The following is a 26,198-nucleotide window of genomic DNA, read 5'->3' on the forward strand; positions in this document are numbered from 1 at the left end:
GTGATGTACCCGATCCATGCTTACGGCTCGGAGGAGCAGCGCCGGAAGTACCTGCCGAAGCTCGCCTCGGGCGAATGGATCGGCTGCTTCGGCCTCACCGAGCCGGATGCGGGTTCGGACCCGGCGGGCATGAAGACCAAGGCGGTCAAGACGGCGGGCGGGTACCGCCTGTCGGGCGCCAAGATGTGGATCTCGAACGCGCCCTTCGCCGACGTGTTCGTCGTCTGGGCAAAGTCGGAGGCGCATGACAATGCGATCCGCGGCTTCGTCCTGGAGCGCAGCATGAAGGGGATCTCGACCCCGACCATCAAGGGCAAGCTGTCCCTGCGCGCCTCCACCACGGGCGAGATCGTGATGGAGGATGTGGAGGTCGGCGAGGACGCGCTGCTCCCGAACGTCTCGGGCCTTAAGGGCCCGTTCGGCTGTCTGAACCGGGCGCGCTACGGCATCTCCTGGGGCGCCATGGGCGCGGCGGAGGATTGCTGGCGCCGGGCGCGGGACTACACGCTGGAGCGCAAGCAGTTCGGCCGACCGCTGGCGCAGACGCAGCTCGTCCAGAAGAAGCTCGCGGACATGCAGACCGAGATCACGCTGGGCCTCCAGGCCTCGCTGCGGGTCGGGCGGCTGATGGACGAGGGCAAGATGGCGCCGGAGATGATCAGTCTGATCAAGCGCAACAATTGCGGCAAGGCGCTGGACATCGCCCGGGTCGCCCGGGACATGCACGGCGGCAATGGCATCATGGGCGAGTACCACGTGATGCGGCACGCCCAGAACCTCGAGACGGTGAACACCTACGAGGGCACCCACGACGTCCACGCCCTGATCCTGGGACGGGCGCAGACGGGTCTACAGGCGTTCTTCTGAGAAGCAATCGCCCACGCCCGGAGAAGAATTCGGAAGGATCGCGTTCGCCATGAAGATTCTGGTGCCCGTCAAGCGGGTGGTCGACTACAACGTGAAGATCCGGGTGAAGCCGGATGGATCCGGCGTCGAACTCGCCAATGTCAAGATGGCGATGAACCCCTTCGATGAGATCGCCGTCGAGGAGGCGATCCGGATGAAGGAGAAGGGCAAGGCCAGCGAGATCGTCGCGGTGTCGATCGGCCCGCAGCAGGCGCAGGAGACGCTGCGCACGGCGCTCGCGATGGGCGCCGACCGGGCGATCCTCATCAAGACCGACGTCGCCTGCGAGCCCCTGGTCGTCGCCAAGCTTCTGAAGGCCGTCGTCGAGAAGGAGAGCCCGCAGCTCGTCATCCTCGGCAAGCAGGCGATCGACGACGATTCGAACCAGACCGGGCAGATGCTCGGGGCGCTACTGGGCTGGCCGCAGGGCACCTTCGCCTACAGGATCGAGCCCCACGAGGGCAGCCTCGACGTGACCCGAGAGGTGGACGGCGGCCTTCAGACCCTCAGCCTGACGCTGCCGGCGATCGTGACGACGGACTTGCGCCTCAACGAGCCGCGCTACGCTTCGCTGCCCAACATCATGAAGGCCAAGAAGAAGCCCCTGGAGGAACTGGCGCCCGACACCCTCGGCGTCGACGTGACCCCGAAGCTGACCGTGTTGAAGACCGCCGAGCCGCCGGGCCGCTCCGCCGGCGTCAAGGTCGCGTCGGTGGCCGAGCTCGTCCAGAAGCTCAAGGTCGAAGCCGGCGTCATCTGATCCGCAGGCGAGGCTCGCCTCCCAGATCGAGCCTTGCGCCACCACCCTAAAGAGCGCAGACAACCATGACGACACTCCTCTTCGTTGAGCACGGCAACGGCCAGATCAAGGATGGGACGCTGAAGGCGCTCACCGCCGCCAGGACGATCGGCGCCTCGATCCATGCTCTGGTCCTGGGCGCCGGCTCCAGGCCCGTCGCGGAGGCAGCGGCCAGGCTCGACGGCATCGAAAAGGTCCTGAACGCCGAGGACGGCACCTACGATTACGACCTCGCCGAGCCGGTGGGCGCGCTGATCGCGTCGCTCGCCGAGCCGTACACGACGATCATCGCCTCCGCCTCGACCACCGGTAAAAACGTCCTGCCACGGGTGGCCGCGCTGCTGGATGTCCCGCAGGTCTCTGATATCATTAAGGTGGTCTCGTCTGACACGTTCGAGCGGCCGATCTACGCCGGGAACGCGATCCAGACCGTGCAGGCTCCCAATGGAAAGCGGGTGATCACCGTGCGCACGGCGGCCTTCGCGGCGGCGGCCGAGGGCGGCGGCGTCGCCCCGATTGAGCTCGTATCCGCCGCAACCCCGGAGGCCGGCGGCTCGACATTCAAGGGCGAGGAGATTGCCAAGTCCGACCGGCCGGAGCTGGCCTCGGCGCGGATCATCGTCTCCGGTGGCCGCTCCCTCGGCTCGTCGGACAAGTTTCACGAACTGATCGAGCCGCTGGCCGACACGCTCGGTGCCGCCGTGGGCGCCTCGCGGGCGGCGGTGGATGCGGGCTACGCCCCCAACGACTGGCAAGTAGGCCAGACGGGCAAGGTGGTCGCGCCGGATCTCTACGTGGCGGTCGGGATCTCCGGGGCCATCCAGCACCTCGCCGGCATGAAGGACTCGAAGGTCATCGTCGCAATCAACAAGGACGAGGACGCCCCCATCTTCCAGATCGCCGATTACGGCTTGGTCGGTGACCTGTTCCAGGTCGTGCCGGAGCTTCAGTCCGAGATTGCCAGGGCTAAAGAATGAGATCGGCCGGAGAATGAGGCTCACCAGCCTCCTTACTGCAACCACACCGCAGCTGTCCCTGCGAATGATAACTCTGGAGAAGCGCTAGCGTCTCGTTGGATGGCCGGGACGGATCGGCAGAAGGCTGTCCGCTTTTGCGGTGGCCCTGCTCCGAAGCGGCCTTTCGGCTTACGGCCAGCATCTGCCGCCGCCCAGTGCCCGGACGAACGTCTCAGATGGGTGGATTTCTGCCGGTCCCCTTCCGGACGACAAGGTCGGGAAGCGGACATCGTCGCCATGCCCGCTCTCGACCCCTTGCGGGCTCTCGGTGTCGATGGCCGAATGAGCCGCATGGCAAATGAACAGGATGCCGAGAGGGTGCGATGCCTGATGAAGGCGACAACGGGGAACTGGCGTCGCACGTTGCCGAGGTGCTGCGCTGGGTTTGGGATCCAATCGGCCTCGGGACGGCCGGACCAGCGGACGAGTACGATGCCTACGTTCCCGACTTCGTCATCCTGGTGCGAGACACAGCAGTGTTCGAGGACGTGCTCATCGCACACCTCGTGCGGATCGAAATCGAGGCAATGCATCTGTCGCTGCCGCCTGCCAACCGAACGCGAGCGGCCCGCGCGCTCCTCGGCCTGCGCGATGCGCACCTGCATGGGGCGGGCAATCTCGTTGGGCAGTGGTCGAGCCCGGACGGCCTGCGTTGCGTCTGGGTCTTCAAGACCCCCGGCAGCCAATACGCCTATGGGGAGGGCATCCTCCGCCACGAGGACGATGAGAATGGCTCGTGGTCGCGGTGGGATGGCGCTGGTTTTGGCTGGTCCGGTCTGTTCGACTCGGCCGCAGCCGCCGAGCGAGAGGCGCATGCCGTGATCGCGTGGCTGCGCGAGAGCGATCTCGCGGCCGCGGCGTCGCTGGCCGTACCTTGGAGTGCAGTCGTTGATTGGCGTGTACCGGCGCCGCGCGAGCGGGCCGTGCTCGACCGCCTTTTTGCCGCCGACTTCCCCGGCAGGGACGGGCTCGCCGAACAAGCTCGGACCGCCCTAGTGCGTCGGATTGACGACGAGGGCAGCCTGAGGTTCCGGGTTGAGGGCGAGCCCGTCGCGGTCGCCCGGCGGGTCCCGGTAGAAGGCCGTTACCGGGATGGCGATGAGCTGTCTGGCCCGGCGGTCAACCTCCTGCTTCACGTCGTTGGCGGGCGGCTGCACGAGCTGGCGGTCTTCAAGGACGACGGCGCGCACATCCGCGTCAGCCCATTTGAGGTATCGCCCTATCGGATCGCGGTGTCTGCAAACTGAGGTCCGGTTTCCTTCCCGAGCCGAGTTGCGGGACTACCGACAGATGGCTGCTTACGGGAGACGCAGGCGGCCGTCCGCGCGGCCGGGTCGGGTCGATAGGAGGCTGTCGAATTTTCAAGCGGACCTGCTCCGAAGCAGATGGGGTGGATGGCTCCCGCTCCGACTGACGGCGTCTCGATGCCAAGATGTGGTTGCTGTCAAAGCAGCAGCCACGCTCATGCAGGAGCCATCCCCATGGAGATCACCACCGTCGGCATCGATCTGGCCAAGAGCATCTTTCAGGTTCACGCCGTCGATGCAGTTGGGCACGTCGTCGTGCGCAAGGCCTTGAGGCGGGCGCAGGTCGTGCCGTTCTTCGCCAAGCTGCCGCGATGCCTGGTCGGCATGGAGGCGTGCGGCACAGCGCACCACTGGGCCCGGGAGCTCATGAGCCTCGGCCACGACGTGCGGCTGATGCCGCCGGCTTACGTGAAGCCGTACGTCAAGCGCGGCAAAACCGATGCGAACGATGCCGCAGCCATCTGTGAGGCGGTGACGCGCCCGAGCATGCGCTTCGTGCCCGTGAAGTCGACCGAGCAGCAGGCGGCGCTGGCGCTGCACCGGACGCGCGACCTGCTGGTCAAGCAACGCACGCAGCTGGTGAACATGATCCGCGGCCTGCTCGCTGAGTTTGGGATCGAGATGGCGCGGGGCCTGCGGCACGCGCTCGAACTGGCGGCCCGACTCTCGGCCGGCGACGCGGCCGAGGTGCCGCCGTTAGCCCAGCGCGTGGTGACCGGGTTGGCCGATCAGATCGGTGCCTTGCAGATCCAACTCACCCGACTGGAGAAGGAGTTGCTCGCCTGGCATCGGGACAGCGACCTGTCGCAGCGCCTGGCGACGATCCCGGGTGTCGGCATCGTGTCGGCAACCGCGTTGGCCGCCTCGGTGAGCGAGCCCGAACGCTTCCGCTCCGGTCGGCAGTTCGCGGCCTCGTTGGGCCTGACACCGCTGCAGAACTGCAGTGGCGGCAAAGAGCGCCTGGGCCGGATCTCGCGCATGGGCGACCGCTACCTGCGCCGGCTGCTCGTGGTCGGCATGACCTCTCTGATCCGGCGTGCGAAGACGACACCGACCTCGGTCGACCCGCGGCTGCCGGCGCTGCTGCAGCGTAAGCCGGTGCGCGTGGTGACCGTGGCGGCGGCCAATCGCACGGCGCGGGTCGCCTGGGCGATCATGACCCGCGGCGGCACCTACCGCGCACCGGCGGCCACGGCCGCCTGACAGCACGCGAAGGAGACGTTTCCAGGTTGCGAGGACGATGAGAGTTGATGGCGAACCGGTCAGACCGGGAGCCGGGACACCCCGCCGCCTGTCCAGGGCGTCATAGCCCGCGAAGCAGAGTGGGACCCAGCTCGCGGATACCATCAGGGCCAGCGGTCAACATGAACGACTGCATCGACAGGCCGGACACAAGACTGCACCCGACCAACGCGTCAGAAGCTCAATTCGCCACTTGCAATGCGGGAGCCATCCACACAGGACAGGCCGCTTGTGGCCATACTTCGTCACGCCGAATTGCCGGCGCGCGCAGGACCTGACATTCGGCTGCGCGCCCGTCCCGGTCATTCAGAAGGTCCTGCCGACGTCCCGTAAGCGGACGCTACCGGCTCGATAGGCCATTCGCGTAAGGGCAGCTTACGAAATAGCAGTACGACGAGCACCGCTCGCGAGACAGTCGGTATTCTTCCCTGCGATCGGCTGATCATCGCAACAGGTTTGTGTTCGCGCGGCTCGCTGCAACAGATGAGACTCGGGGATTTCGATTCAAATTGAATGATTCTTCTCGGCCCATTATCTGACCGATTTAGTTTCGACATACCGCACTGGGACCAATTATGTCAGTCGTGTTTGGAAGCATTGCGCCATCCGGCTTTGGCTAGCCAGTTCAGCGCCGAGAGGCTCGGCATGAATAGGTACTCGCCACCTTTCATGACGTTGAAGGTTTGCACGCCGTCGATGCGCTTGCGTGCCGGAGCCTGCGGGATCGTGAAGCGTTGCTCACCCTCGTGCAACCCCACGACCGGATCTCGCTCCTCCCCGAGGTCGATGAAGTTGCCGCGGTTGATCCACTCCTGCTGCATGAACTCGATCGTATCGTAAGCGCGCGCGCTGACGAAGATGAAGAAGATGCCCCGCTCGCCCTTGGCATCGTCCGCCGGTACCACGTCCTCGGAGTAGACAGGCCCGAAGGTGCTGGAGCGGCGGATGATGCGGTGGATATTGACGTCGGTGAGCAGTGTCAGCTCGGCGTCGCGTGGGTTGAGCCGGCGCATATGGCAGCCGAGCGGGACGAGACGCCCTCTCGGGTCGTCCGCGTAGGCGAAGTCGTTGTTGCGGCGCGGATCAGCGCCGAGTTCGGGATCGTCAGTGTCGGGCGCAAGGGTAAGGGGTGCGCCTGAGCGCCAGCGCCCGAACATTTTGGCGGCGAGGCGCTCACGCGCCTCCGTCGTCTCGCCGTTGGCCTTCAGGAAGGCGTTGAAGCAGCCGACGCGGCTCTGGTATTTGCGCAGCACCACAAAGGTGCCGTTCCGCCCCAAGACGGCTGGCACAGGCATCGCGAGTGGCACGCCGGTCTCGCTCGGGTAGCCTAGGATGAACTCGCCAGCCTTGATCGGCCGTGCCTCGCCGAGCAGCGGGGCGACGCCGCTGCCCTCGATCGCTGGCTGCGAGATTGAGTCTCGGAAGCCGAACGGGTTCTTCGCGCCCTCGGGCGCGCCGAAGCGGTGCTCTCCGAGAAGTGTCACCCCCACAGCACGGTCGAGCTCCGCGCGGGCGCTCGCGAGTGCTCTATCGAGGGCGGCATCGTCGACCGCATAGATGGTCAGCGCGAGGTGGCACCGGCCGGGCGTGAACACCGCGTCCCAGTTCTCCGGCGCGTTGAGCCCCTGATCGCGCAGCTGCGGCGCGCGTGCGGCCATGCCCTGCTGGAAGGGCAGCGGGAAGGTCTTGAGCTGGGCCTCAGGCAGACCAAGGGCCTTCAACCCTTCGTAGCTGATGGCCACGCCGATCCAGTGATCGAGTTCGTCGGTCCACGTGTCGGCCGACGCGATGTGGGGAGCAAGGCGTCCGAGCAGGTCGCGCGCACCCTCCGCGTCGTCGAAGTGGAGCATGGCGTGGATGCCGACGTACGGCTCGGGACGGCTGCGCAGGATCAGCGCCTGGATGTCGTCGAGCTCCAGCGAGACGGTGTCTCTGCGGAAGCGCGATGCGAGTCGTTCGATGATCGACATGCTTCAACCCACCTTGTCCAGGAATTCGTTGAACGCGCGCTCCAAGCGCTGGAGCCGGCGCACGTCGACGACCGTGACCTGTGGGTTGGCCACGAACCAGCCGGCCGCGGTGATCTGATGTCCGGCGATGAAGTCCTTGACTTTCGGGCTCTTGATCCCCGGCCAGCCCTCAACCGACTGGAACAGCAGATCCATCAGATCCGGGATCTTGGTGGCGAAGTCGTTGATGTACGTGTCCCAGTCGCCGTCGTAGGTGGTGGCGAACAGGATGCGCGTGTCATCGTCGAAGAAGGCGAAGCGCATGTCGTGGAGTGTGCCGACCTTCTGCGCGCCGTCGAAGTTGCCGTTGACCAGGCCGAAGATGCGCCGCAGCCGTTCGGCGCCTCCAGGCTTCAGCCTGGCGATCGCCGTCAGCTCCGAGACGTTGCCGGACTGTGCACCGATCCGCCCGGCCGAGCCCGCGGAGCCCTTCAAGTCGGGATTGTGCTTGGTCATCATCTGTTCGAGCGCAAGCTTGGCGAGCTGCGGCGCGTCGCCCGCAACCTCCTCGATCCGGCGGCGGATCGCCCGGAGACGGGTCTCGTCGATCTGCGGGGCGTCGTGGCTGTCGGTCATCGGTGGCTCCTGTCGCGTCTGGGGTTCGAGATCCCTTCAGTCAGGTATCTGCTCGATCGACGTCGGCTCGACGCGTGGCTGTGCGTTCAGCATGTGTCGACGTGCGCTCGACCGTTCGTAGGCGGCGATGCGCACGCGCATGATCGAGCCGAGTGGCCGGTGCTCCTGGATGCCGTGCCAAGGATTGAACGAGAGCACGTCGTCGCCGTAGACACGCCGGGTCGGAGAGTAGGCATCCTGCGGTGGGAACCGCAGGGTCGCAATCGGCTGATGCGGGGAGAGATCGTCCGGCCAGAGCACCGACGCATCCTCGACTGGCATCGCCGCGAGATCGGTGCAGAGCTGGGCACGCAGCTGATACTCGGCCCCTGCCGTCCGGAAGTGCTCGACTACGAGATTGCGCATAGTCCCATCGTCGACCGGGCCGACTTCCTTGCCCGCCAGCGCCCTCACGTTCGCGGACAACGGCGCGGCGCTGATCTTGGCGACGTGGTCGCCGAAGCGGAGCGCCGCCATGGAGTGGTAGGTCTCGCCGAGCAGGTGCGCGTTGTCCCGGGCCAACCCGCGCAGGGTCGCGCCGGGCGTGAGACCGATCGCTTCGGCCGCCGACTCGATCCCGCGCGCGGCGCCGGCGAGCGCCCGCTGCAGGAAGGCTGGATTTCGGGCGTTCTTTTCCAGGAGATCGACGAGCTGCCTGTAGGCCTGGATGGTACCGAAGCTGAGTACGGGGATGTTGACCAGCAGGAAGTCTTGGTTGCCTCCCGCATCCTCATGCAGAAGGCGTTCGCCCTTGACCCCGAGCACCTTGATCGCCATGCCGCGCGGAGCCGGGATTGTATCGGAGTGGATGTCGCCGGGCGCGGAGGACAGGCGCACGACGACGGGATAGACGGCGGGTCGTGCGAAGATCCCCTGCTGCAGGTATGCCGGCAGCCCGTCAGATATGACAAGCTCGCCCGTGAGGATGCCGTGGCTCTTCGCGTGGGCGTCGCGAACCGCGTGACGATGCCGCTCGAACGCCACATGGTTCGAGCGCGCCATGACGTCGAGGATTTCGGCCGTCAGGGCCGCCTCATCGGGTTGTTGAACCTCGACATCCGGCGTGTAGCGAAGATAGGGCCTTCCGGCGTCGCGGTGAGAACTCCCGTCGAGCGTACTCATGCCGCGAGCTCCGCCGATGCGCTCGGTGTGACGGCGTCGATGGCCAAAAGCAAGTGCCGTGGGCCTCGCAGCGAGGCGCCGGGGCGGTATGGCGGTGGGTCGGCGAGAAGCCGCGGCGCTTGCAGCCGCTGGGCCAATGCCACGAGTGCGACCTCCGCCTCGATCCGCGCGAGCGGCGCGCCCACGCAGTAGTGCAGGCTGCCGCCGAACCCGAAGTGCTGGTTGTTCGCGCGGTCGGGAACGAAGCGGTCCGGATCAGCGAAGCGCAGCGGGTCGCGGCTGCCGGAGGCGAGCAGGAGCACCACCGGCGCCCCTTCCGGGATCGTGGTTCCACCGATCGCGATGTCGGCGCGCGCCAGCCGCGTGCGATAGTGGACGGGCGGCTCGTAGCGCAGCAACTCCTCGATCAGCCGCGGCGCGACTTCCGGCTCTCGGCGCAGGCGTTCCAGGTGCTCGGGGAAGCGGAGCAGCGTAAGGACGCCGTTGGTAATCAAGTTCACGGTCGTCTCGTGACCCGCGACCAGGAGGAGGACGGCCGTGGCCACGAGGTCGTGGTCGTTCATCCGCTCGCCGTCGTGCTCGGCTGCGAGCCCGGAGAGCAGGTCGTCCTGCGGCGCCCGGCGCTTCTCTTTGATCAATCCCTGCAGGTAGTCGGTGATCGCCGTGAACGCTTCCTCAGTCCTGCCGGCGTTCTCGCGGTCCGTACGCCGGTCCGGTTCGAGGGCGGTGGCGAGCTGAGTCGCCCATCCTTGGAACCGGGGCTCGTCCTCGCGCGGGACGCCGAGCAGCTCGCAGATCACCGTGACTGGCAGGGGGTAGGAGAAATCGTCGACCAGATCGAGGTCGGTCCGGTCCCGCAGCCCGTCGAGGAGGGCGTGGGTGAGCTGCTCCGCCTTACGGTGCATCGCCCGCACGCGAGCAGGTGCGAACTCGCGCATGACCTGCCGGCGCAGGAGGTCGTGGTCTGGCGGATCGCGGAAGATGAAGGGACGATGGCGCGCGGTGATCCGGCTGCGGACCGGGCGCACGAACAGATCGCTCAGTGGATGCCCGGTCCAGCGGAATAGAGGCGGATCGGGCAGATCCTCCGAGCTGATGCGCGGATCGTGCAGGAGGCGGTAGAGTTCCGCGTGAGTGCTCACGACGTAACTGCCGTCGTCCTGGCGGCTCACGGGCGTCCGGCGCATCTCGGCGTAGAGCGGGTACGGGTCGGCGCGGTTGGCCGGATCGAGGATCTGCTGGAACAGCGTGCCGTTCACGGTGAGCTCCTGTCGGACGGTGGTGCGGGATGCGGTCAGGACACGGCCCGGGCCAGCGGTTGAGGCCGGATGTCGGCTTGGTCGAGAGCGCCGACGATCGGTGGGAAAGGCGTCGCCTCCGCCACCGCCGCCCGGTAGGCGGGCAGCCAGCGGGCGCTGTCTACGGAGACAGCGGCCACAGTTCGCCCCTGCGCGCCGTACACGCCGATGAACCGGCGATCCCGCAACGAACCCTGCACGACGGCGAATTGGTTGGCCCCGGTCGGCAGGCCAACGAGCTTGATGTTGAGGCCGAACTGCTGCGACCAGAAGTCCGGCAGGTGGTCGTAGGGGATTAGTCCCGCTTCACCGGCGACCATGTTCCGGGCTGCCGTCTCCGCTTGAGCGACCGCGTTGCCCCAATGCTCGACGGCGAGGAGGCGGTTGCCGTAGATGGCGCTCGGCCAGTGAGCGATATCGCCGGCCGCGAAGACATCCGGCACAACTGCCCGAGTGGCGGTGAGGACGCGGCAGTGGGTGTCCACCCGGACGCCTTTAGGCGAAACCGCCAAGCCTGCACCGGCCAGCCACTCAGTGTTGCGCAGGGCGCCGAGGGCAGCGACGACGCAATCGGCCTCGATCCGTTGGCCGTTGCGCAGGATGGCCGCGACGACCCGGCTATCCGCGTCGGGTTGAAATCGCGCGACTTCTGTCTCCAGTCGGAGGTCCACGCCGCGGTCGCGGATTACGTCCCGCATGAAAGCGGCCGTGACGGAACCCAGGGCATGAACCAACGGGAGCGCACCGCGCACCGCCAGGGTCACGTCGAGGCCGAGATCGCGGCAGCACGACGCGATCTCACAGCCGATAAACCCGCCACCGATGATGAGCACGCGGCGCGGTTTCCCGGCGAGGCCACGCGCAAGATGCTCTGCGTCCGCGTGGCCGCGAAGCGTGTACACGTTCGAGGAAGCTGCTTCCGCACCGTTCGGCCACGGGCGTGCCCGAGTCCCGGTCGCGATAAGCAGCCGGTCGTATACGATCTGTGTGCCGTCCGAGAGGTAGATACGATGTGCGAGCGTATCGAGCCCCAATGCACCGACCCCGAGGCGGAACGTGGCGTTCAGATCGGCCCGTTGCGGCAGGGATGTTTCCGCGCTGTACAGGCCGCGGAGCACCTGCTTCGACAGCGGCGGACGATCGTAGGGCGGCTCGTTCTCGTCACCGATCAGAACAATCCTGCCTTCGTAGCCCACGTCACGCAGTGCGTGCGCCGCGGACAGGCCCGCGAGCGAGGCGCCGACGATGACGATCTGGCGAGGAGCTTCGGTGGGCGCTGTCATCGGTCGCCCACTTTATGCGGCATAAGGGCCGGAACGTCGCTCGTCGCAGTAATGGCACGCACCGGGCAGGCCTGCACCGCGCGCTCAATCTCGGCTCGAGCGGCTTCGTCGGGTGCCGTGTCGTAGACCAACGCTTCTGCACCATGCAGGGCGAAGTGGTCGGGAGCGGCGTAGATGCACTGCGCGTAAGCTTGGCAGCGGTTGAGGTCGACGACGACCTTCATGGATGACACTCCGTCGAAGGGGCAAGCGCCGGTGGCGGCAGTCACTGGAGGACGCGGAGCGTCAGTCGTGTGACCTCCCGGCGGAGGATGGCGCGCTCGTCCCCTCATCGAACACGGCACCGCACCGAGCACTCAACTGCTCGCGGTGTTGATGCATGCAGGCGATGATCGCCGGACGGTTGGGCACGTCCTCAGCGCACAGGCGCAGGACGTCGCTGCGACACGCCAAGGTCGCTTCCGTGATACTTGTCTCGGCAGCGGCGCCGTTGAGACTGGTACCGACGACGAGGAATAGGATTAGGAGTGTCAAACGCGACATGATGCGGCTCTCTGGATGCGCCCCGTCGTAGAACCATAAAGGAAATAATAAGTTCCTTTTCAAGTAGGAATGTCACGGGGAGGTATGCAGTGACGACAAGCCAGAAAGAGGCGTCGCCGTTGGCGTCGCGGAAGCGTGCCCTCAGCCCCGGACGCCCGCGCGCGGCAACGATCCAGGCACGTCAGGATCGGCTGATGGACATCGTCACTGCCGAGTTTCTGACATACGGCTATGAGGGGGCAAATATCGCGCGTGTAGCCCGTACCGCAGGAGTTTCGCCCAAGACGATCTACGCGCGCTACGCCACAAAGGACGAGTTGCTGCTGGCAGTCGTGGTTCACCTAACGGAGGCCTCGCGCGAAGGACTGGCACAGGAGCTGATGGATGGCTCAATCAGCCCCGAGCAAGGTCTGACGACCTTTGCCCTGACCACCGCCTACCATTGGACATCGGAGCGTGAGTTCGGACTCTACAGGCTTGTCATCACGGAAGCCGGTCGCTTCCCCCACCTCGTAACGCTTTATCGAGAGAGCACCGACGCGTTCCGTGAAGTCGTGACGGCGTATCTCACCGATCAAGTCGCTCGACGTGTGCTCGTGATCAAGGATGTCTCGACCGCCGTTCAGTTGTTTGTGTCCGTGACGACAGGACAGATCCGAGAGCGAATGCTTCTAGGTGAGCGTCCTTCTTCAATCGAAATTGAAGCTCAAGTAAGAGAAGGTGTCAGAATGTTTCTGGCCTGGTGCAAAAATAAATAATAGTATCGGTTAAACATATGCAGAATTATTATACAAAATCATATCTCTGTCTTCGGTCGGTGTCAGGAGAAGATGCCGGCGATTGTTGTCTGAAGGCGCATCTGTAGCGGACGGACAGTTCCAGCTTCTCTCTGTGAGCTGACCGGCAAGGATGAGTTCTAGCTGCGCTGTTCCACATTGCTTGCCCAATCGGAATTCAACGATAGGTAGCGCGCTCAGCGATGCAGATAAAAGGAAAGTTTTTCAACAAACGCGGTCTATGCATGTGTTGCGCCCGCCGAGGCTGCCGGATTCTCTTGGAATACTGCGTCGGAAATTCAAATGTCGAGAAAAGGTATCCGTCGGTAGCCGGCAGCGAGAACGCTGCGGTGTCCGGTTTAGCGCCTCGCGCGACCGAAAGCTGCCAGACCGCTTTCGGCCAGATTACGCCATGCCGGATAGCCGACAGGCGCAAAAGCGGTCGTTCGGCTGTGCGCCCAAGCCAGTCGTTCGCAGGGGTTCGATGGCATCTCCAAAGCAGACATGGCGGGTGCCGATACCCGTATTCCCGCTCCACTTGTTGACAGAGCCGTTCGGGCTACGACCGGACCGACCCGCCCACGACCACTGGATGGCCCAGAACTTGACGCAGGACATCTGGGGCGTTGGCCCGGTGAACGCCCGCAAGCTTGGGGCGCTGGGGTGCGAGAGCGCCGCCGACGTGCGCGATCTCGACCCCCGGGCGGTGCGCAAGGCCATGACAGTGGTCGGCGAGCGGCTGTTGCGGCAGCTACGCGGCGAGGCCTGTCTCGACCTGGAGGAGGTCGCCGCGACTCGGAAGGGCTGCGCCGTGAACCGGAGCTTCTCCGACCGGGTCGAGGATCACGCAACGATGGAGCAGGCGGTCGCCGCCAACGCGACCCGGCTCGGGGAAAAGCTCCGCCGGGAGGGGTTCGGAACCGACCACGTCACGGTCTTCTTCCGCACCTCCGAGCACGACCGGACTCGGCTGCAGCGGTCGGTCTCGACGGTGGTGACCCTGCCGGAATCGTCGAACGACACTTTGGTGCTGGTGAAGGCCGCACTGCATGGCGTCCGCAAGACCTGGCGGGACGGCTTTTGTTATTCGAAGGCCGGAGTGGTCACGACGGACCTCCTGCCTCTCCACGCCTCCCAGCGAGCGATACCCGGCCTCGGCCAGCTCGACCGCGAGCGGGGGCCGCGCTGATGGCGGCGCTCGATGCCTGCAACCGGCGCTTCGGGCGCGGGGCGGTCGTCCCAGCCGCGGCCGGGTTCACCCCGGCGCGGGCATGGTCGACCAAGTTCGAGATGCGCTCGCCGCGCTACACGACCCGGCTGGACGAGATCCTGGTCGTTGCGGCGGACAATCCCGTACGATCTGCCTGGAAGGCTGCGATTTACCGTCAAGACAAATGCTGGGCGGAAACCTGATCAGTTCTTCCGGACCAGCGGGACGGGCGCCGGCGGCGGCGGGGCGCCGAAGGCGTAGCGGAAGCCGACCGAGACGATGTCGACGCTCGAATCGACCACACCCGCGAAGGCGATGTTGCCAACGTTGTAGTCCCGCCCGATGCCCGCGAGGATACGCGAGCGGTCCAGGAAGAGGTGAGAATAGGCGGCGTTCAGCGTCAGCTGATTGTTCCAGCGGTAGCTCGCACCGACGTTCAGGCTGTAGCGGTCGCCGTCCGGCAGGCGGACCGAGCGGTTGCTGAAGTCGATCGGCGAAGTCTCGTAGCCGAAGCCGGCGCGCACCGTCAGGGCGGCGTTCACGTCGTACTCACCGCCGATCGAGTAGTAATACCCGTCCTTGTAGTTCAGCGGCAGGGAGTTCACCGGTACGCCCAGCGTCTTCGACACGATGCCGACGGTGCCGAGCCTCGACCAGTTGTCCCACTCGAAGCCGAGGGACACGCGGGCGATCGGGCTCACCGCCTGGGTCAGGCCCACGCTGAGCTTCTCCGGCGTGTTGAAGTTTGCGCGCACCTGTCCGGCCAGCGGCGCCAGGGCGAGGATCGGCACGCCGATCGAGCCGTCGATGTCGTGATGCACCGAGGAGCGGTAGCCGATGCCGAGCGCCGTCCCTTCCCAGGGCGTGATGTTCACGCCCGCGGTGAAGCCCACACCCCAGGACTCACCCTTCAGGAAGGAGCTGGGATAGGCCGTCGGGGGCAGGCCGGGAAGCGGCAGGGCCTGGCGCAGGGTTAGGCGGAAATACTCGATGTTCGGACCGGCGGCGACCGAGAGCCACTCGTTCACCTTGAAGCCGACGACCGGGTTGAAGACCAGCGAGAAGATTCGCGAAGAGCGACCGTAGACCTCGCCGGCCCAGACCTCGTTCGGCTTGGTAGTCAGGCCGAACGGCGCGCCGGTGGAGATGCCGAGCCAGAGGCGGTCGTTGATTTGGTAAGAGCTTGCACCCGCCGGGAGCACCGCGCCCTGGCCGATATCGCCCGAGCCGCCGAGGCCCCCGAAGGCCGGGTTGGTGCCGGTGGACGGGGTGATGGTCGCAGAGGGACCGAGATACGTGAGGTTCTGCTCGGTGACGAAGCCAGGCCGCATCGTGATGACGGCCGGGTTCCAGAACATCGACGACACGCCGCCGGAGCCGGCCGCCGCACCCGCGAATCCCAGGCCCTGGGCCTGCGTGCTCTGCTCCCGCAGGCCGAATGCGCCCGCAGATGCTTCCGTAACGGCGCAGAGCGCGGTGAGGACGGCAATCGAGCCGATGCGAAGGCGTGAATTCATGGTTTCCCCCACACGAATCCGCTGATTGAGCCGATGCGGATTTCGAATTTTGAGTCCGTTCCGGAGCGCCCAGGCTTAGCAGGCACGGGCGGGAGAAACGGCGGCTGGCAAGATCGGATGCCGAGGTGCCGAGACCGACTCATCGCGCCGGCTTGTGGCACTAACATAACCTATACGTCATGATGCTGACTAATGCTGCAAAAAGTTGCAAGCACGGATTGCCCCTTTCTCACCGAAATTCGATCGGCCGAATGTAATCGCCAATGGATGTGGCCTTTGGGCACCAACGGCGCTCTCGCTGCAGCGCACAACGACGTGTTGCGCAAATATTCGCGCGCGCGGTGTGAGGGCCGCCGATCTCGGCACGGAACGGCGGGCCGCGCCTCGGATCCTCGTCGGCAGCGAGATCTCGAAGGTCGACCACCGGCGTCCCGTCATCCGTCGGGCGCGGCAGAACCCAAGTTCGACCGGACACCGCCGCGATCGAATGCCGGGGTGGGGGCTTGCGTTTGGTTTACCTATGCGGATATAGACTAACGTATACGTCAATCCAGACCTGCTCGAACGAAGCGCTTCCGAAGAGAGCGACGCAGGAAGGGGGGAACATGTCGGCCACCCACGATGATGGCGGTTGCAGGCAAGCAGCCGCACCCTCGGCACCACGTCTGTCCGCCAGTGAGCCGAACACGTTGCCGGAGGTATTCGACCGGGCCGTGCGTCGTTTCGCGGACAGGCCGGCGCTCGATTTTTTCGGGCGGAAGTGGACCTATCGTGACGTCGGCGAGCTGACCGATCGCGTGGCCGAGGGCCTCATCCGCCTCGGCGTCGGACACGGCGTTAAGGTCGGTCTGTGCTTGCCGAACTCGCCGTATTCGGTGGTGTTCTACTTCGCCATTCTCAAGTCCGGCGGAACCGTCGTCAACTACAATCCACTCTATACCCCGCGGGAGTGCCTAGCGCAGATCCTCGATTCGGACACGACGATCATGGTCTTGCCCGACATAGAACGGGTCTATGGCCCCGTCGCCGCCGTGGCGGATGAGGCCGGTCTTCGCCATCTGGTCGTCTGTCCGTTTGCGGATGCTTTGCCCTTCGGCCGCGGCGTTCTCTATCGGCTGTTCAAGCGGACGGAAAAGGCCCGCGTTCATGACGATGCGCGGCACGTTTCCTTCTCGAAGCTGCTGTCCGGCCGCAGCGCTACCCAGCGACGTCCCGCACCGCGTCCGGACGATGTCGCGCTGCTGCAGTACACCGGCGGGACGACCGGCGTGCCCAAAGGTGCGATGCTGACCCACGCCAATCTCGCCGGAAACGTTCGTCAGTTGTCGCCCCTGATGCAGGGCGGAGGGCTGCGCGACGGACAAGAGCGAGCGCTCGCCGTGATCCCGCTGTTCCACGTCTTCGCGATGACCGTCGCGATGAATCTGGCCCTCGATATGGGCGCCCAGATCGTCCTCGTTCCGCAATTCAAGATCGAGGAACTCCTCGCCACGATCGCACGAACAAAGCCCACGTTCTTCCCGGCCGTCCCGACGATCTTCGCGGCGATCAACAAGGCGGCGGAAACGGCCGACGTCGATCTCCGCTCCATCCGTCTGTGCATCTCGGGCGGCGCGCCGCTGCCCGCCGAGGTCGGGGCCCGTTTCGAGGCGCTGACGGGATGCCGGCTGTCGGAAGGCTATGGGCTGACGGAGAGTTCGCCCGTCGTCAGCGTCAATCCGTTCGACGCCCGGCGTCGCGCGGGTTCGGTCGGCCTGCCACTGGTGGACACGACCATCGAGATCCGGGATCCGAACTGCCCCGATCGGCTGATGCCGGCTGGCGCAAAGGGCGAAGTCTACATCCGGGGCCCGCAGATCATGGCGGGTTACTGGCGCCGTCCGGCCGACTCCTCTGAGGTTCTGGTCGACGGGGCGCTCAGGACCGGGGACGTGGGCTACCGCGATCCGGAGGGATTCCTGTTCCTCGTCGATAGGATCAAGGATCTCATCATCTGTGGCGGATACAACGTCTATCCGCGCCAGATCGAGGATGCACTGTACGAGCACGAGGCCGTCGAAGAGGTGGTCGCGATCGGCATCCCGGATGCGTACCGCGGCGAAAGTCCCAAGGCGTTCGTGAAGCTGCGCGCCGGGTTCCCGACGACGCCCGATGAGCTTCGCGCCTTCCTCTCCGAGCGTATCTCGAAGATCGAGATGCCCAGGGAAATCGAGATCCGGACAAGCCTGCCGAAGACCGCGGTCGGCAAGCTGTCGAAGAAGGAACTGATCGCGGAGGAGCGCGAACGGGCCGGGCTGGCGGCCATGAACAGGCGGGCTTCGGCATGATGTTGACCCTAAGGACCCTCGGGGCATACGATGACGTTCTTCACGAAAAGGCCGTCTGTGTCCGAAACGCTGTACACCGTGACCCAACTCGCCACGGAATTGGGGGTTACGGCGAGGACGGTGCGCTTCTACGAGGACAAGGGGCTGCTGACCCCGCAGCGCGCCGGGAATACCCGCATCTTCGCCCATCGCGACAAGGTCCGGTTGATCCTCATCCTACGGGGCAAGCGGTTGGGCTTCTCGCTCCGCGAGATCAAGGAATATCTCGACCTCTACGCGGCCGATCCGACCCAGAGAGAGCAGTGGCGCGACCTTCTGAAGAAGGTTCAGGGCCGGATCGATCAACTCGTCGATCAGCAGAAGGCGCTCATCGAGACGCTCGGCGAACTGGAGAAGCTCAGGCTTTACGCTCTGGCCGGCCTCGACGACGCGGAGCCCGACAAGACGCGGCGCGCGCGCTAGCAAGGGCTCGCAAGAACCGTCGCCGGTCTCGCGACGAAGAACTGCTGCGCACCGAGGATTCAGTCGGACGCAGCGCCGGCCTGCCCGCGGGATGCCACCGCCGGGCGCCGGCAGGCTTTCCGGCCGCATCCCCGGGACTGCATCCCGCCCTGGAGGCGTGGGTCGGGCCGCACTTCACAAGCCCATGCGCCCAGGGCTTCGCGGAGGCGATGCGGCTGCCCGCAGCCGCGACGTCGCCGGCGCTCTCTCATCGTAGTCTTTCCGGGAGGTAAACATGACCGACATCGTCATCGCGGGCTATGCCCGCTCGCCCTTCACACCCGCGAAGAAGGGAGCGCTCGCCCGGGTCCGTCCCGACGACCTCGCCGCGCAGGTGGTGCGCAAGCTGGTCGCCGACATCGGGATCCCCTCGAAGGACATCGAGGACCTGATCGTCGGCTGCGCCTTCCCCGAGGGCGAGCAGGGCTTCAACATCGCCCGCCTGATCGGCCTGATGGCCGATCTCGACCTCGGCGTCGGCGGCGTCACGGTGAACCGCTTCTGCGGCTCGTCGATGCAGTCGGTCCACATGGCGGCGGGGCAGATCGCCCTCGGCGCGGGCGTGGCCTTCGTCTGCGCGGGTGTGGAGAGCATGAGCCGCGTGCCGATGATGGGCTTCAACCCGATGCCGAACCCGGCTCTCCATGAGAAGCGCCCCGGCGCCTACATGGGCATGGGCGACACCGCCGAGAACGTCGCCCGCCGCTGGGAGATCTCCCGTGCGGATCAGGAGGCCTTCGCGGTGGCGAGCCACCACAAGGCGGCCAAGGCGCAGGGAGAAGGGCGGCTTGCCGCCGAGATCGTCCCGATCGCCACCAAGGGCGGCACGGTCGAGACGGACGGCTGCATCCGGGCGGATGCCAGCGCCGAAGGTCTCGCCAGCCTCAAGCCCGCCTTCCAGCAGGACGGCTCAGTCACCGCCGGCACGTCCTCGCCGCTGACCGATGGCGCCTCGGCGGTGCTGGTGTGCAGCGCAGGCTTCGCGAACCGTCACGGGCTGAAGCCGCTGGCGCGGGTCGCCTCGGTCGCGGTCGCGGGCTGCGAGCCGGAGATCATGGGCATGGGTCCCGTCGTCGCCTCGCGCAAGGCCTTGGCCCGGGCGGGCATCGCCGCCGACGCCCTAAGCGTGGTCGAGCTGAACGAGGCCTTCGCCTCCCAGGCGCTCGCCTGCATGCGCGACCTCGGCCTCGACGAAAAGATCGTCAACATCGACGGCGGCGCCATCGCGCTCGGCCATCCGCTCGGCGCCACAGGGGCCCGCATCGTCGGCAAGGCGGCCTCGCTCCTGTCCCGCGAGGGCGGTCGCTTCGCGCTGGCCACCCAGTGCATCGGCGGCGGCCAGGGCATCGCCACCGTTCTGGAGCGCATCTGATGACCGGGATCCGCAAAGTCGCCGTCATCGGCGCCGGAGTCATGGGCGCCGGCATCGCCGCCCATGTCGCCAATGCCGGCATGCCGGTGCTCCTCATGGACATCGTCCCCGAGGGCGCCGCCGGCCGGAACGCGCTGGCCGAGGGCGCCATCGCGAAGCTGCTCAAGACCGAGCCCGCCGCCTTCATGTCCCCGCGGGCCGCCAAGCTCGTGGAGACGCTCAACGTCGAGGACCATCTCGACCGCCTCGGCGAGGTCGATTGGATCATCGAGGTGGTGATCGAGCGGCTTGACGCGAAACAGGCGCTCTACAAGCGGATCGACGCCGTGCGCCGGCCCGGCACGGCGGTCTCGTCGAACACCTCGACCATTCCGCTGGACGCGCTGGTCGAAGGGATGCCCGAGGCATTCCAGCGAGACTTCCTCATCACCCACTTCTTCAACCCGCCGCGCTACATGCGGCTTCTGGAGATCGTGACGGGGCCGAAGACCGATCCGGCGCTCGCCCAGACCGTGGCGGACTTCGCCGACCGCAAGCTCGGCAAGAGCATCGTCCGCTGCAAGGACCGGCCGGGTTTCATCGCCAACCGGCTCGGGATCTTCTGGATCCAGAACGCCATCGCGGCGGCCGACGACCTCGACGTGCCGGTGGAGGAGGCGGACGCGGTGATGGGCCGCCCCTTCGGCATCCCGAAGACCGGCGTGTTCGGCCTCGTCGATCTCGTCGGGCTCGACCTGATCCCGCACACCACGAAGAGCCTGCGGGCGGCCCTGCCGCCGGAGGACGCATTCCACGCCACCTATCGCGAGATGCCGGTGGTCACGAAGCTGATCGCGGAGGGCTTCACCGGCCGCAAGGGCAAGGGCGGCTTCTACCGCCTGAACCGGAAGGACGGGCAGAAGACCAAGGAAGCCATCGACCTAAAGACCGGTGAGTACAGGCCCTCCGCGAAGGCCGACTTGCCGGCGCTGAAGGAGGCCAAGGGCCCGCGCGCGGTGCTCGACCTGAAGGGCCGCGCCGGCGACTACGCCTGGAAGGTGATCGGCCCGACGTTGGCCTATGCCGCCGGGCTCGTCGGCGAGGCGAGCGACGAGGTCGCCGCCATCGATGAGGCCATGCGCCTGGGCTACAACTGGAAGTGGGGGCCGTTCGAGCTGACCGACAGGATCGGCGGTGCCTACGTGGCCGAGCGGCTGGCGAAGGACGGCCATGCCGTCCCGCCGATCCTCGCCGGGCTCAACGGCCAGACCTTCTACCGGGTCGAGAACGGCCGTCGGCAGGTGCTGCAGGCCGAGGGCGGCTACAAGGATGTCGTCCGCCCCGAGGGCGTTCTGCGGTTGGAGGACATCAAACTGTCCGCCAAGCCACTCCTCAAGAACGGCTCCGCCGCCCTGTGGGATATCGGCGACGGCGTGGTCTGCTTCGAGTTCATCTCGCAGTCGAACGCGCTGGACGAGCAGATCATGGTCTTGCTCGGCAAGACCATCAAGCTGATCAAGGATAAGTACAAGGCGCTCGTCGTCTACAACGAAGGCTCGAACTTCTCGGTCGGCGCGAATCTCGGGCTGGCCCTGTTCGCCGCCAACATCGCCGCCTGGGGCGAGATCGAGAAGCTGGTCAGCCTCGGTCAGCAGACCTACGGTCAGCTGAAATACGCGCCCTTCCCGGTGGTGAGCGCCCCCGCCGGCATGGCGCTTGGCGGCGGCTGCGAGATCCTTCTGCACAGCGATGCCGTGCAGGCCCATGCCGAGAGCTATATCGGCCTCGTGGAGGCGGGCGTCGGGCTCGTGCCGGCCTGGGGCGGCTGCAAGGAGATGCTGGCCCGCTGGCAATCGTCGCCGAAGCTGCCGAGGGGGCCGATGCCCGCCGCCGCCAAGGTGTTCGAGACGATCTCGACCGCCACGGTCGCCAAGTCGGCGGAGGAGGCCCGCGACCTCCTGTTCCTGCGCGAGAGCGACGGGATCACCATGAACCGCGACCGGCTGCTCGCCGACGCCAAGGCCAAGGCCCTGTCGCTCATCGAGGGCTACGAGGCACCCAAGCCCGTCACTGTGACGCTGCCCGGCCCCGCGGGCGGGGTCGCCATGCGCATGGCGGCGGAGGGCTTCGCCCGTCGCGGCATCGCCACCAAGCACGACCTCGTCGTGGCGGGGGAACTGGCCTCAGTGCTCTCCGGGGGCGAGGCCGACATCCTGGATGCGCTGGACGAGGATGCAATCCTCGAACTCGAACGTGACAGCTTCATGCGCCTCGTGCGGACGGAGGCGACCCTCGACCGGTTCGAGAGCGTGATCGAAACCGGCCGGCCGGTGAGGAACTGACCCGATGCAGACCTACAAGGCTCCCTTGCGCGACATGCGCTTCGTGCTGCACGAGTTGCACGCCGACGCCCAGCCCCTGCCGGGCCTGGAAGACTTCACCCCCGACGTCGCCGACGCCATCCTGGAGGAGGCCGGCAAGTTCTGCACGGAGCGCCTGCTGCCGCTGAACGCCTCCGGCGACGAGGAGGGCTGCTGCCTGGAGAACGGCGTCGTCCGTACGCCGAAGGGCTTTCCCGAGGCGTACAAGGCGTTCCGGGAGGGCGGCTGGACCGCCATGGGCGCGGACCCCGCCTATGGCGGCCAGGGCCTGCCGGCGGGCATCAACAAGCTCGTCGAGGAGATGATCTGCTCCACGAACCTGTCCTTCGGCCTCTATCCCGGCCTCAGCCACGGGGCCTATCAGGCGATCGAGGGCCACGCCTCGGAGGAGCTGAAGGCGGCCTACCTGCCGAAGCTCGTGGACGGCACGTGGTCCGGCACGATGTGCCTGACCGAACCCCATTGCGGCACCGATCTCGGCCTCCTGCGGACCAAGGCCGTGCCGCAGGACGACGGGTCCTTTCGCGTCACCGGCTCGAAGATCTTCATCTCGGCGGGCGACCACGACCTCACCGAGAACATCATCCACTTGGTGCTGGCCAAGATCCCCGACGCGCCCAAGGGCGTGAAGGGTATCAGCCTGTTCCTCGTGCCGAAGTTCCTGCCGCGGGCGGACGGTTCGCCGGGCGAGCGCAATGGCGTGACCTGTAGCGCCCTTGAGCACAAGATGGGCATCAAGGCCTCGGCCACCTGCCAGATGTCGTTCGACGACGCCACGGGTTGGCTCGTGGGCGAGCCGCACAAGGGCATGCGCGCGATGTTCACGATGATGAACAGCGAGCGCCTGTCGGTCGGCATCCAGGGGCTCGGCGCGGGCGAGGCCGCCTACCAGGGCGCCATCGCCTACGCGAAGGAGCGCCTCCAGGGCCGCGCGCTCTCGGGCGCCAAGCGGCCGGACCTGCCCGCCGACCCGATCCTCGTCCACCCGGACGTGCGGCGGATGCTGATGACGATCCGCGCGTACAACGAGGGCTGCCGGGCGCTCGGCGCCTGGGTCGCCCGAAGCCTCGACGTGATGGAGCACCATCCCGATCCGGCCGAGCGGCGGCGGGCTGAGGATTTCTCCGCCCTGATGACCCCCATCGTGAAGGCGCTGTTCACCGATCTCGGCTTCGAATCGGCGAGCATCGGCATGCAGGTCTACGGCGGCCACGGCTTCATCCGCGACCACGGCATGGAGCAGTACGTCCGCGACGCCCGGATCTCGATGATCTACGAGGGCACAAACGGCATCCAGGCCCTCGACCTCGTCGGCCGCAAACTCCCGGCCCATGCCGGCCGCTACCTGCGCAGCTTCTTCCACCCGGTGCTCGCTGCCCTGGACGAGGCGATCGAGGACGACGACCTCGCCCCCCTCGCCCAGCCCCTGTCGAAGGCCTTCGGCGCCCTACAACTCGCCACCGCTCACATCGCCCAGCGGGGCCTCAAGGATCCGGAGGAGGCGGGTGCCGCCGCCACCGAGTACCTGCGTCTCTTCGGGTTGGTGGCGTTGGGCTACATGTGGCTGCGCACGGCCAAGGTCTCCCACACCGCGCTCGAGGCCGGGACGGACGAGCGCGACTTCTACGAGGCTAAGCTCGCGACGGCCCGCTTCTACATGGAGCGCATCCTGCCCCAGGTCGCGGGCCTGCTGGCGGCGGTGAAGTCCGGCAAGGGCGCGATGATGGCGCTCGACGAGGCGATGTTCTGACGGGAAGCTTCCTCGGCCGAAAACCGGGCGGGGGCATTCATTCGAGGCGATGCGGAGAAGAGCAATGGCGGATCTCGGGCAACTGGTCGATTGCATCGAGCAACGGTCGGAGGCGCTCAGTGCCCTCGGCTACCGGGTCCGGTTCGATCTCACCGATGGCGGCAGCATCCTCGTGGACGCGACCGGCGGCGGCGTGAACGTCTCCACCGGCGAGGGCGGCGAGGCCGATACGGTGATGAAGCTGAGTTCCGACAACCTTCTTAAGCTGGTGCGGGGCAAGCTGAGCCCGACGATCGCATTCTCTACCGGCCGCCTCAAGGTCCAGGGCTCGCAGGGCGTGGCGATGAAGCTCGCCGGTCTTCTCGATCAGTGATGCGTGCGCTGGAGGTGACGCCGGTCTGCGCGTGCAGCCATCGAAGATCTTCAGGAGAGACAGGATGAAGGTTCTTGTGCCCGTCAAGCGGGTTGTAGACTACAACGTCAAGATCCGCGTAAAGGCCGACGGCTCCGGGGTCGAACTCGCTAACGTCAAGATGTCGATGAACCCCTTCGACGAGATCGCCGTCGAGGAGGCGATCCGGCTCAAGGAGAAAGGCCAGGTCACCGAGATCGTGGCCATCTCGATCGGCCCGCAGGCTGCGCAGGAGACTCTGCGCACCGCGCTCGCCATGGGCGCCGACCGGGCTATTCTGGTGAAGACCGACGTCAACTGCGAGCCGCTCGCGGTCGCCAAGCTCCTGAAGGGGGTCGTGGAAAAGGAGAATCCCGAACTCGTCATCCTCGGCAAACAGGCGATCGACGACGATTCAAACCAAACCGGGCAGATGCTCGGCGCCCTGCTCGGCTGGCCGCAGGGCACCTTCGCGTACAAGATCGAGTTCGGCGAGGGCAGCCTCGACGTGACCCGCGAGGTCGATGGCGGCCTGCAGACCGTGACACTGACGCTTCCGGCGATCGTCACGACGGATCTACGCCTGAACGAGCCGCGCTACGCCTCCCTGCCAAACATCATGAAGGCGAAGAAGAAGCCGCTCGAAGAACTCGCGCCCGACGCGCTCGGTGTCGATGTGACGCCGAAGCTCACGGTGCTCAAGACTGCTGAGCCGCCGGGCCGGTCAGCCGGCGTCAAAGTCAGCTCCGCGGCCGAGCTGGTACAGAAACTCAAGGTCGAGGCCGGCGTCATATAAGTCTACGCAACCGTGGCCGCGCTCCCGCTACGGTCGAGCGCGGCCCGCACACACAGGGGTTCGCACGCACATGACCACACTTCTCTTCGTCGAGCACGGCAACGGCCGGATCAAGGACGGCACGCTCAAGGCGCTGACCGCCGCCAAGACTATCGGCGCACCGATCCACGCCCTCGTGCTCGGTTCCGGATCGAAATCCGTGGCGGAAGCGGCCGCCAAGCTCGACGGCGTCGAGAAGGTGCTCGTTGCCGAGGATGCGGTCTACGATCACGATCTCGCCGAGCCGGTCGGGGCTTTGATAGCGTCGATCGCCGACCCCTACGAGACGGTCATCGCCTCGGCCTCGACCACGGGCAAGAACGTGCTGCCGCGCGTGGCCGCCCTGCTCGACGTGGCGCAGGTGTCGGACATCATCAAGGTCATCGCACCCGACACCTTCGAGCGGCCGATCTACGCCGGCAATGCGATCCAGACCGTGCAGACGCCGACCGGCAAGCGTGTGATCACGGTGCGCACCGCGGCCTTCAAGGCCGCCGAGGAAAGTGGAGCCGCGGCCCCGATCGAGCCGGTCTCCGCCGCCGCGCCTGACGCGGCCCGTTCGAGCTTCAAGGGCGAGGAGATCGCCAAGTCCGACCGCCCGGAGCTGGCCTCCGCGCGGATCATCGTATCGGGTGGCCGCTCGCTAGGATCGTCGGACAAGTTCCATGAGTTGATCGAGCCCCTAGCTGACAGCCTCGGCGCGGCGGTGGGTGCCTCGCGCGCAGCCGTGGATGCCGGCTACGCGCCGAACGACTGGCAGGTCGGCCAGACCGGCAAGGTCGTGGCCCCGGACCTCTACGTAGCGGTCGGCATCTCCGGCGCGATCCAGCATCTGGCCGGCATGAAGGACTCGAAGATCATCGTCGCGATCAACAAGGATGAGGACGCGCCAATCTTCCAAGTTGCCGATTACGGCCTCGTTGGCGATCTGTTCCAGGTCGTCCCGGAGCTGCGATCCGAGATCGCTAAAGCTTAAAGCTAGAGGCTCATTCAGTAAGCAGGTCCCGGCGGCACGCCAA

Annotated in this window: 21 protein-coding genes and 1 pseudogene; 15 read left to right on the top strand and 7 right to left on the bottom strand. The window is 66.4% G+C overall.

Translation table 11 applies throughout. From position 1 onward, the window contains the following. The 5 genes from ME121_RS20505 to ME121_RS20525 form a co-directional block, all read left to right on the top strand. The coding region (locus tag ME121_RS20505) for an acyl-CoA dehydrogenase family protein (RefSeq protein ID WP_059409520.1) at positions 1 to 867 on the top strand (867 nt) is incomplete at its 5' end. Between the two features lie 49 nt (positions 868 to 916). Then, positions 917 to 1,666 carry an electron transfer flavoprotein subunit beta/FixA family protein gene (locus tag ME121_RS20510; protein ID WP_043074388.1) on the top strand — a complete coding sequence of 250 codons (750 nt, stop codon included), beginning with the start codon at positions 917 to 919 and terminating at the stop codon, positions 1,664 to 1,666. 65 nt (positions 1,667 to 1,731) lie between these two features. Continuing rightward, complete coding sequence (locus tag ME121_RS20515) at positions 1,732 to 2,682, top strand: electron transfer flavoprotein subunit alpha/FixB family protein (protein WP_043074389.1); 951 nt, start codon at positions 1,732 to 1,734, stop codon at positions 2,680 to 2,682. 362 nt (positions 2,683 to 3,044) lie between these two features. Beyond that, on the top strand, positions 3,045 to 3,968 hold the full coding sequence (locus ME121_RS33890) for a hypothetical protein (protein WP_245337774.1): 924 nt from the start codon (positions 3,045 to 3,047) through the stop codon (positions 3,966 to 3,968). Between the two features lie 234 nt (positions 3,969 to 4,202). After that, a complete protein-coding gene (locus tag ME121_RS20525) occupies positions 4,203 to 5,231 on the top strand; it encodes an IS110 family RNA-guided transposase (protein ID WP_043074390.1) in 1,029 nt (342 codons plus the stop codon). Positions 5,232 to 5,848: 617 nt separating this feature from the next. Here ME121_RS20525 and ME121_RS20530 read toward each other — a convergent pair. The 6 genes from ME121_RS20530 to ME121_RS20555 are packed head-to-tail and all read right to left on the bottom strand — an operon-like array spanning position 5,849 to position 11,821. Then, positions 5,849 to 7,240 carry a Dyp-type peroxidase gene (locus ME121_RS20530; RefSeq protein ID WP_043074391.1) on the bottom strand — a complete coding sequence of 464 codons (1,392 nt, stop codon included), beginning with the start codon at positions 7,238 to 7,240 and terminating at the stop codon, positions 5,849 to 5,851. Positions 7,241 to 7,243: 3 nt separating this feature from the next. After that, the gene (locus tag ME121_RS20535) at positions 7,244 to 7,855 is read right to left on the bottom strand and encodes a hypothetical protein (protein ID WP_043074392.1); all 612 of its coding nucleotides are present in this window, start codon (positions 7,853 to 7,855) and stop codon (positions 7,244 to 7,246) included. Between the two features lie 36 nt (positions 7,856 to 7,891). After that, complete coding sequence (locus ME121_RS20540; RefSeq protein WP_179239945.1) at positions 7,892 to 9,016, bottom strand: catalase family protein; 1,125 nt, start codon at positions 9,014 to 9,016, stop codon at positions 7,892 to 7,894. Then, the gene (locus ME121_RS20545) at positions 9,013 to 10,275 is read right to left on the bottom strand and encodes a cytochrome P450 (RefSeq protein ID WP_043074394.1); all 1,263 of its coding nucleotides are present in this window, start codon (positions 10,273 to 10,275) and stop codon (positions 9,013 to 9,015) included. The genes ME121_RS20540 and ME121_RS20545 overlap by 4 nt, the downstream gene beginning before the upstream one ends. 35 nt (positions 10,276 to 10,310) lie before the next feature. After that, positions 10,311 to 11,597 (bottom strand): NAD(P)/FAD-dependent oxidoreductase, encoded by a 1,287-nt coding sequence (locus tag ME121_RS20550; protein WP_043074395.1) that lies wholly within the window; start codon positions 11,595 to 11,597, stop codon positions 10,311 to 10,313. Next, positions 11,594 to 11,821, bottom strand: coding sequence for a ferredoxin (locus tag ME121_RS20555; RefSeq protein ID WP_043074396.1), 228 nt, complete (start codon positions 11,819 to 11,821; stop codon positions 11,594 to 11,596). The genes ME121_RS20550 and ME121_RS20555 overlap by 4 nt, the downstream gene beginning before the upstream one ends. A 513-nt stretch (positions 11,822 to 12,334) precedes the next feature. On the opposite strand from ME121_RS20555, the gene ME121_RS20565 reads away from it, so the two are divergent. Together ME121_RS20565 and ME121_RS20570 are read left to right on the top strand one after the other, a co-directional pair. After that, a complete protein-coding gene (locus ME121_RS20565; RefSeq protein WP_053621836.1) occupies positions 12,335 to 12,898 on the top strand; it encodes a TetR/AcrR family transcriptional regulator in 564 nt (187 codons plus the stop codon). Positions 12,899 to 13,484: 586 nt separating this feature from the next. Next, positions 13,485 to 14,329, top strand: a pseudogene (locus tag ME121_RS20570) (DUF4113 domain-containing protein); the annotation flags it as partial. Here ME121_RS20570 and ME121_RS20575 read toward each other — a convergent pair. Then, complete coding sequence (locus ME121_RS20575; protein WP_043074398.1) at positions 14,330 to 15,643, bottom strand: OmpP1/FadL family transporter; 1,314 nt, start codon at positions 15,641 to 15,643, stop codon at positions 14,330 to 14,332. A gap of 605 nt (positions 15,644 to 16,248) precedes the next feature. Here ME121_RS20575 and ME121_RS20580 point away from each other — a divergent pair. The 8 genes from ME121_RS20580 to ME121_RS20615 all read left to right on the top strand — a co-directional run bounded on the left by ME121_RS20580 (position 16,249) and on the right by ME121_RS20615 (position 26,155). Then, the gene (locus ME121_RS20580; protein WP_089231099.1) at positions 16,249 to 17,970 is read left to right on the top strand and encodes a long-chain-fatty-acid--CoA ligase; all 1,722 of its coding nucleotides are present in this window, start codon (positions 16,249 to 16,251) and stop codon (positions 17,968 to 17,970) included. Between the two features lie 30 nt (positions 17,971 to 18,000). Further along, the gene (locus ME121_RS20585; RefSeq protein WP_043074399.1) at positions 18,001 to 18,432 is read left to right on the top strand and encodes a MerR family transcriptional regulator; all 432 of its coding nucleotides are present in this window, start codon (positions 18,001 to 18,003) and stop codon (positions 18,430 to 18,432) included. 274 nt (positions 18,433 to 18,706) lie between these two features. After that, the gene (locus ME121_RS20590) at positions 18,707 to 19,843 is read left to right on the top strand and encodes a thiolase family protein (protein WP_059409521.1); all 1,137 of its coding nucleotides are present in this window, start codon (positions 18,707 to 18,709) and stop codon (positions 19,841 to 19,843) included. Further along, positions 19,843 to 22,164 carry a 3-hydroxyacyl-CoA dehydrogenase/enoyl-CoA hydratase family protein gene (locus tag ME121_RS20595; RefSeq protein WP_043074400.1) on the top strand — a complete coding sequence of 774 codons (2,322 nt, stop codon included), beginning with the start codon at positions 19,843 to 19,845 and terminating at the stop codon, positions 22,162 to 22,164. Before ME121_RS20590 ends, ME121_RS20595 begins: the two co-directional genes overlap by 1 nt. Before the next feature lie 4 nt (positions 22,165 to 22,168). After that, on the top strand, positions 22,169 to 23,953 hold the full coding sequence (locus tag ME121_RS20600) for an acyl-CoA dehydrogenase C-terminal domain-containing protein (RefSeq protein ID WP_059409522.1): 1,785 nt from the start codon (positions 22,169 to 22,171) through the stop codon (positions 23,951 to 23,953). A 64-nt stretch (positions 23,954 to 24,017) separates the two neighbouring features. Continuing rightward, the gene (locus ME121_RS20605; protein ID WP_043074401.1) at positions 24,018 to 24,326 is read left to right on the top strand and encodes an SCP2 sterol-binding domain-containing protein; all 309 of its coding nucleotides are present in this window, start codon (positions 24,018 to 24,020) and stop codon (positions 24,324 to 24,326) included. A 64-nt stretch (positions 24,327 to 24,390) separates the two neighbouring features. Then, positions 24,391 to 25,140 carry an electron transfer flavoprotein subunit beta/FixA family protein gene (locus ME121_RS20610; protein WP_059409523.1) on the top strand — a complete coding sequence of 250 codons (750 nt, stop codon included), beginning with the start codon at positions 24,391 to 24,393 and terminating at the stop codon, positions 25,138 to 25,140. A gap of 70 nt (positions 25,141 to 25,210) precedes the next feature. After that, on the top strand, positions 25,211 to 26,155 hold the full coding sequence (locus tag ME121_RS20615) for an electron transfer flavoprotein subunit alpha/FixB family protein (RefSeq protein ID WP_043074428.1): 945 nt from the start codon (positions 25,211 to 25,213) through the stop codon (positions 26,153 to 26,155). Positions 26,156 to 26,198 lie beyond the last annotated feature (43 nt).

Origin of the sequence: Methylobacterium sp. ME121, from assembly GCF_000974725.1 — a bacterium.
Classification (GTDB): domain Bacteria; phylum Pseudomonadota; class Alphaproteobacteria; order Rhizobiales; family Beijerinckiaceae; genus Methylobacterium; species Methylobacterium radiotolerans.

Coding starts and splice junctions, on each gene's coding strand:
- ME121_RS20510 (WP_043074388.1), top strand. CDS start 917: ATGAAGATTCTGGTGCCCGTCAAGCGGGTGGTCGACTACAACGTGAAG.
- ME121_RS20515 (WP_043074389.1), top strand. CDS start 1,732: ATGACGACACTCCTCTTCGTTGAGCACGGCAACGGCCAGATCAAGGAT.
- ME121_RS33890 (WP_245337774.1), top strand. CDS start 3,045: ATGCCTGATGAAGGCGACAACGGGGAACTGGCGTCGCACGTTGCCGAG.
- ME121_RS20525 (WP_043074390.1), top strand. CDS start 4,203: ATGGAGATCACCACCGTCGGCATCGATCTGGCCAAGAGCATCTTTCAG.
- ME121_RS20530 (WP_043074391.1), bottom strand. CDS start 7,240: ATGTCGATCATCGAACGACTCGCATCGCGCTTCCGCAGAGACACCGTC.
- ME121_RS20535 (WP_043074392.1), bottom strand. CDS start 7,855: ATGACCGACAGCCACGACGCCCCGCAGATCGACGAGACCCGTCTCCGG.
- ME121_RS20540 (WP_179239945.1), bottom strand. CDS start 9,016: ATGAGTACGCTCGACGGGAGTTCTCACCGCGACGCCGGAAGGCCCTAT.
- ME121_RS20550 (WP_043074395.1), bottom strand. CDS start 11,597: ATGACAGCGCCCACCGAAGCTCCTCGCCAGATCGTCATCGTCGGCGCC.
- ME121_RS20555 (WP_043074396.1), bottom strand. CDS start 11,821: ATGAAGGTCGTCGTCGACCTCAACCGCTGCCAAGCTTACGCGCAGTGC.
- ME121_RS20565 (WP_053621836.1), top strand. CDS start 12,335: ATGGACATCGTCACTGCCGAGTTTCTGACATACGGCTATGAGGGGGCA.
- ME121_RS20575 (WP_043074398.1), bottom strand. CDS start 15,643: ATGAATTCACGCCTTCGCATCGGCTCGATTGCCGTCCTCACCGCGCTC.
- ME121_RS20580 (WP_089231099.1), top strand. CDS start 16,249: ATGTCGGCCACCCACGATGATGGCGGTTGCAGGCAAGCAGCCGCACCC.
- ME121_RS20585 (WP_043074399.1), top strand. CDS start 18,001: ATGACGTTCTTCACGAAAAGGCCGTCTGTGTCCGAAACGCTGTACACC.
- ME121_RS20590 (WP_059409521.1), top strand. CDS start 18,707: ATGACCGACATCGTCATCGCGGGCTATGCCCGCTCGCCCTTCACACCC.
- ME121_RS20595 (WP_043074400.1), top strand. CDS start 19,843: ATGACCGGGATCCGCAAAGTCGCCGTCATCGGCGCCGGAGTCATGGGC.
- ME121_RS20600 (WP_059409522.1), top strand. CDS start 22,169: ATGCAGACCTACAAGGCTCCCTTGCGCGACATGCGCTTCGTGCTGCAC.
- ME121_RS20605 (WP_043074401.1), top strand. CDS start 24,018: ATGGCGGATCTCGGGCAACTGGTCGATTGCATCGAGCAACGGTCGGAG.
- ME121_RS20610 (WP_059409523.1), top strand. CDS start 24,391: ATGAAGGTTCTTGTGCCCGTCAAGCGGGTTGTAGACTACAACGTCAAG.
- ME121_RS20615 (WP_043074428.1), top strand. CDS start 25,211: ATGACCACACTTCTCTTCGTCGAGCACGGCAACGGCCGGATCAAGGAC.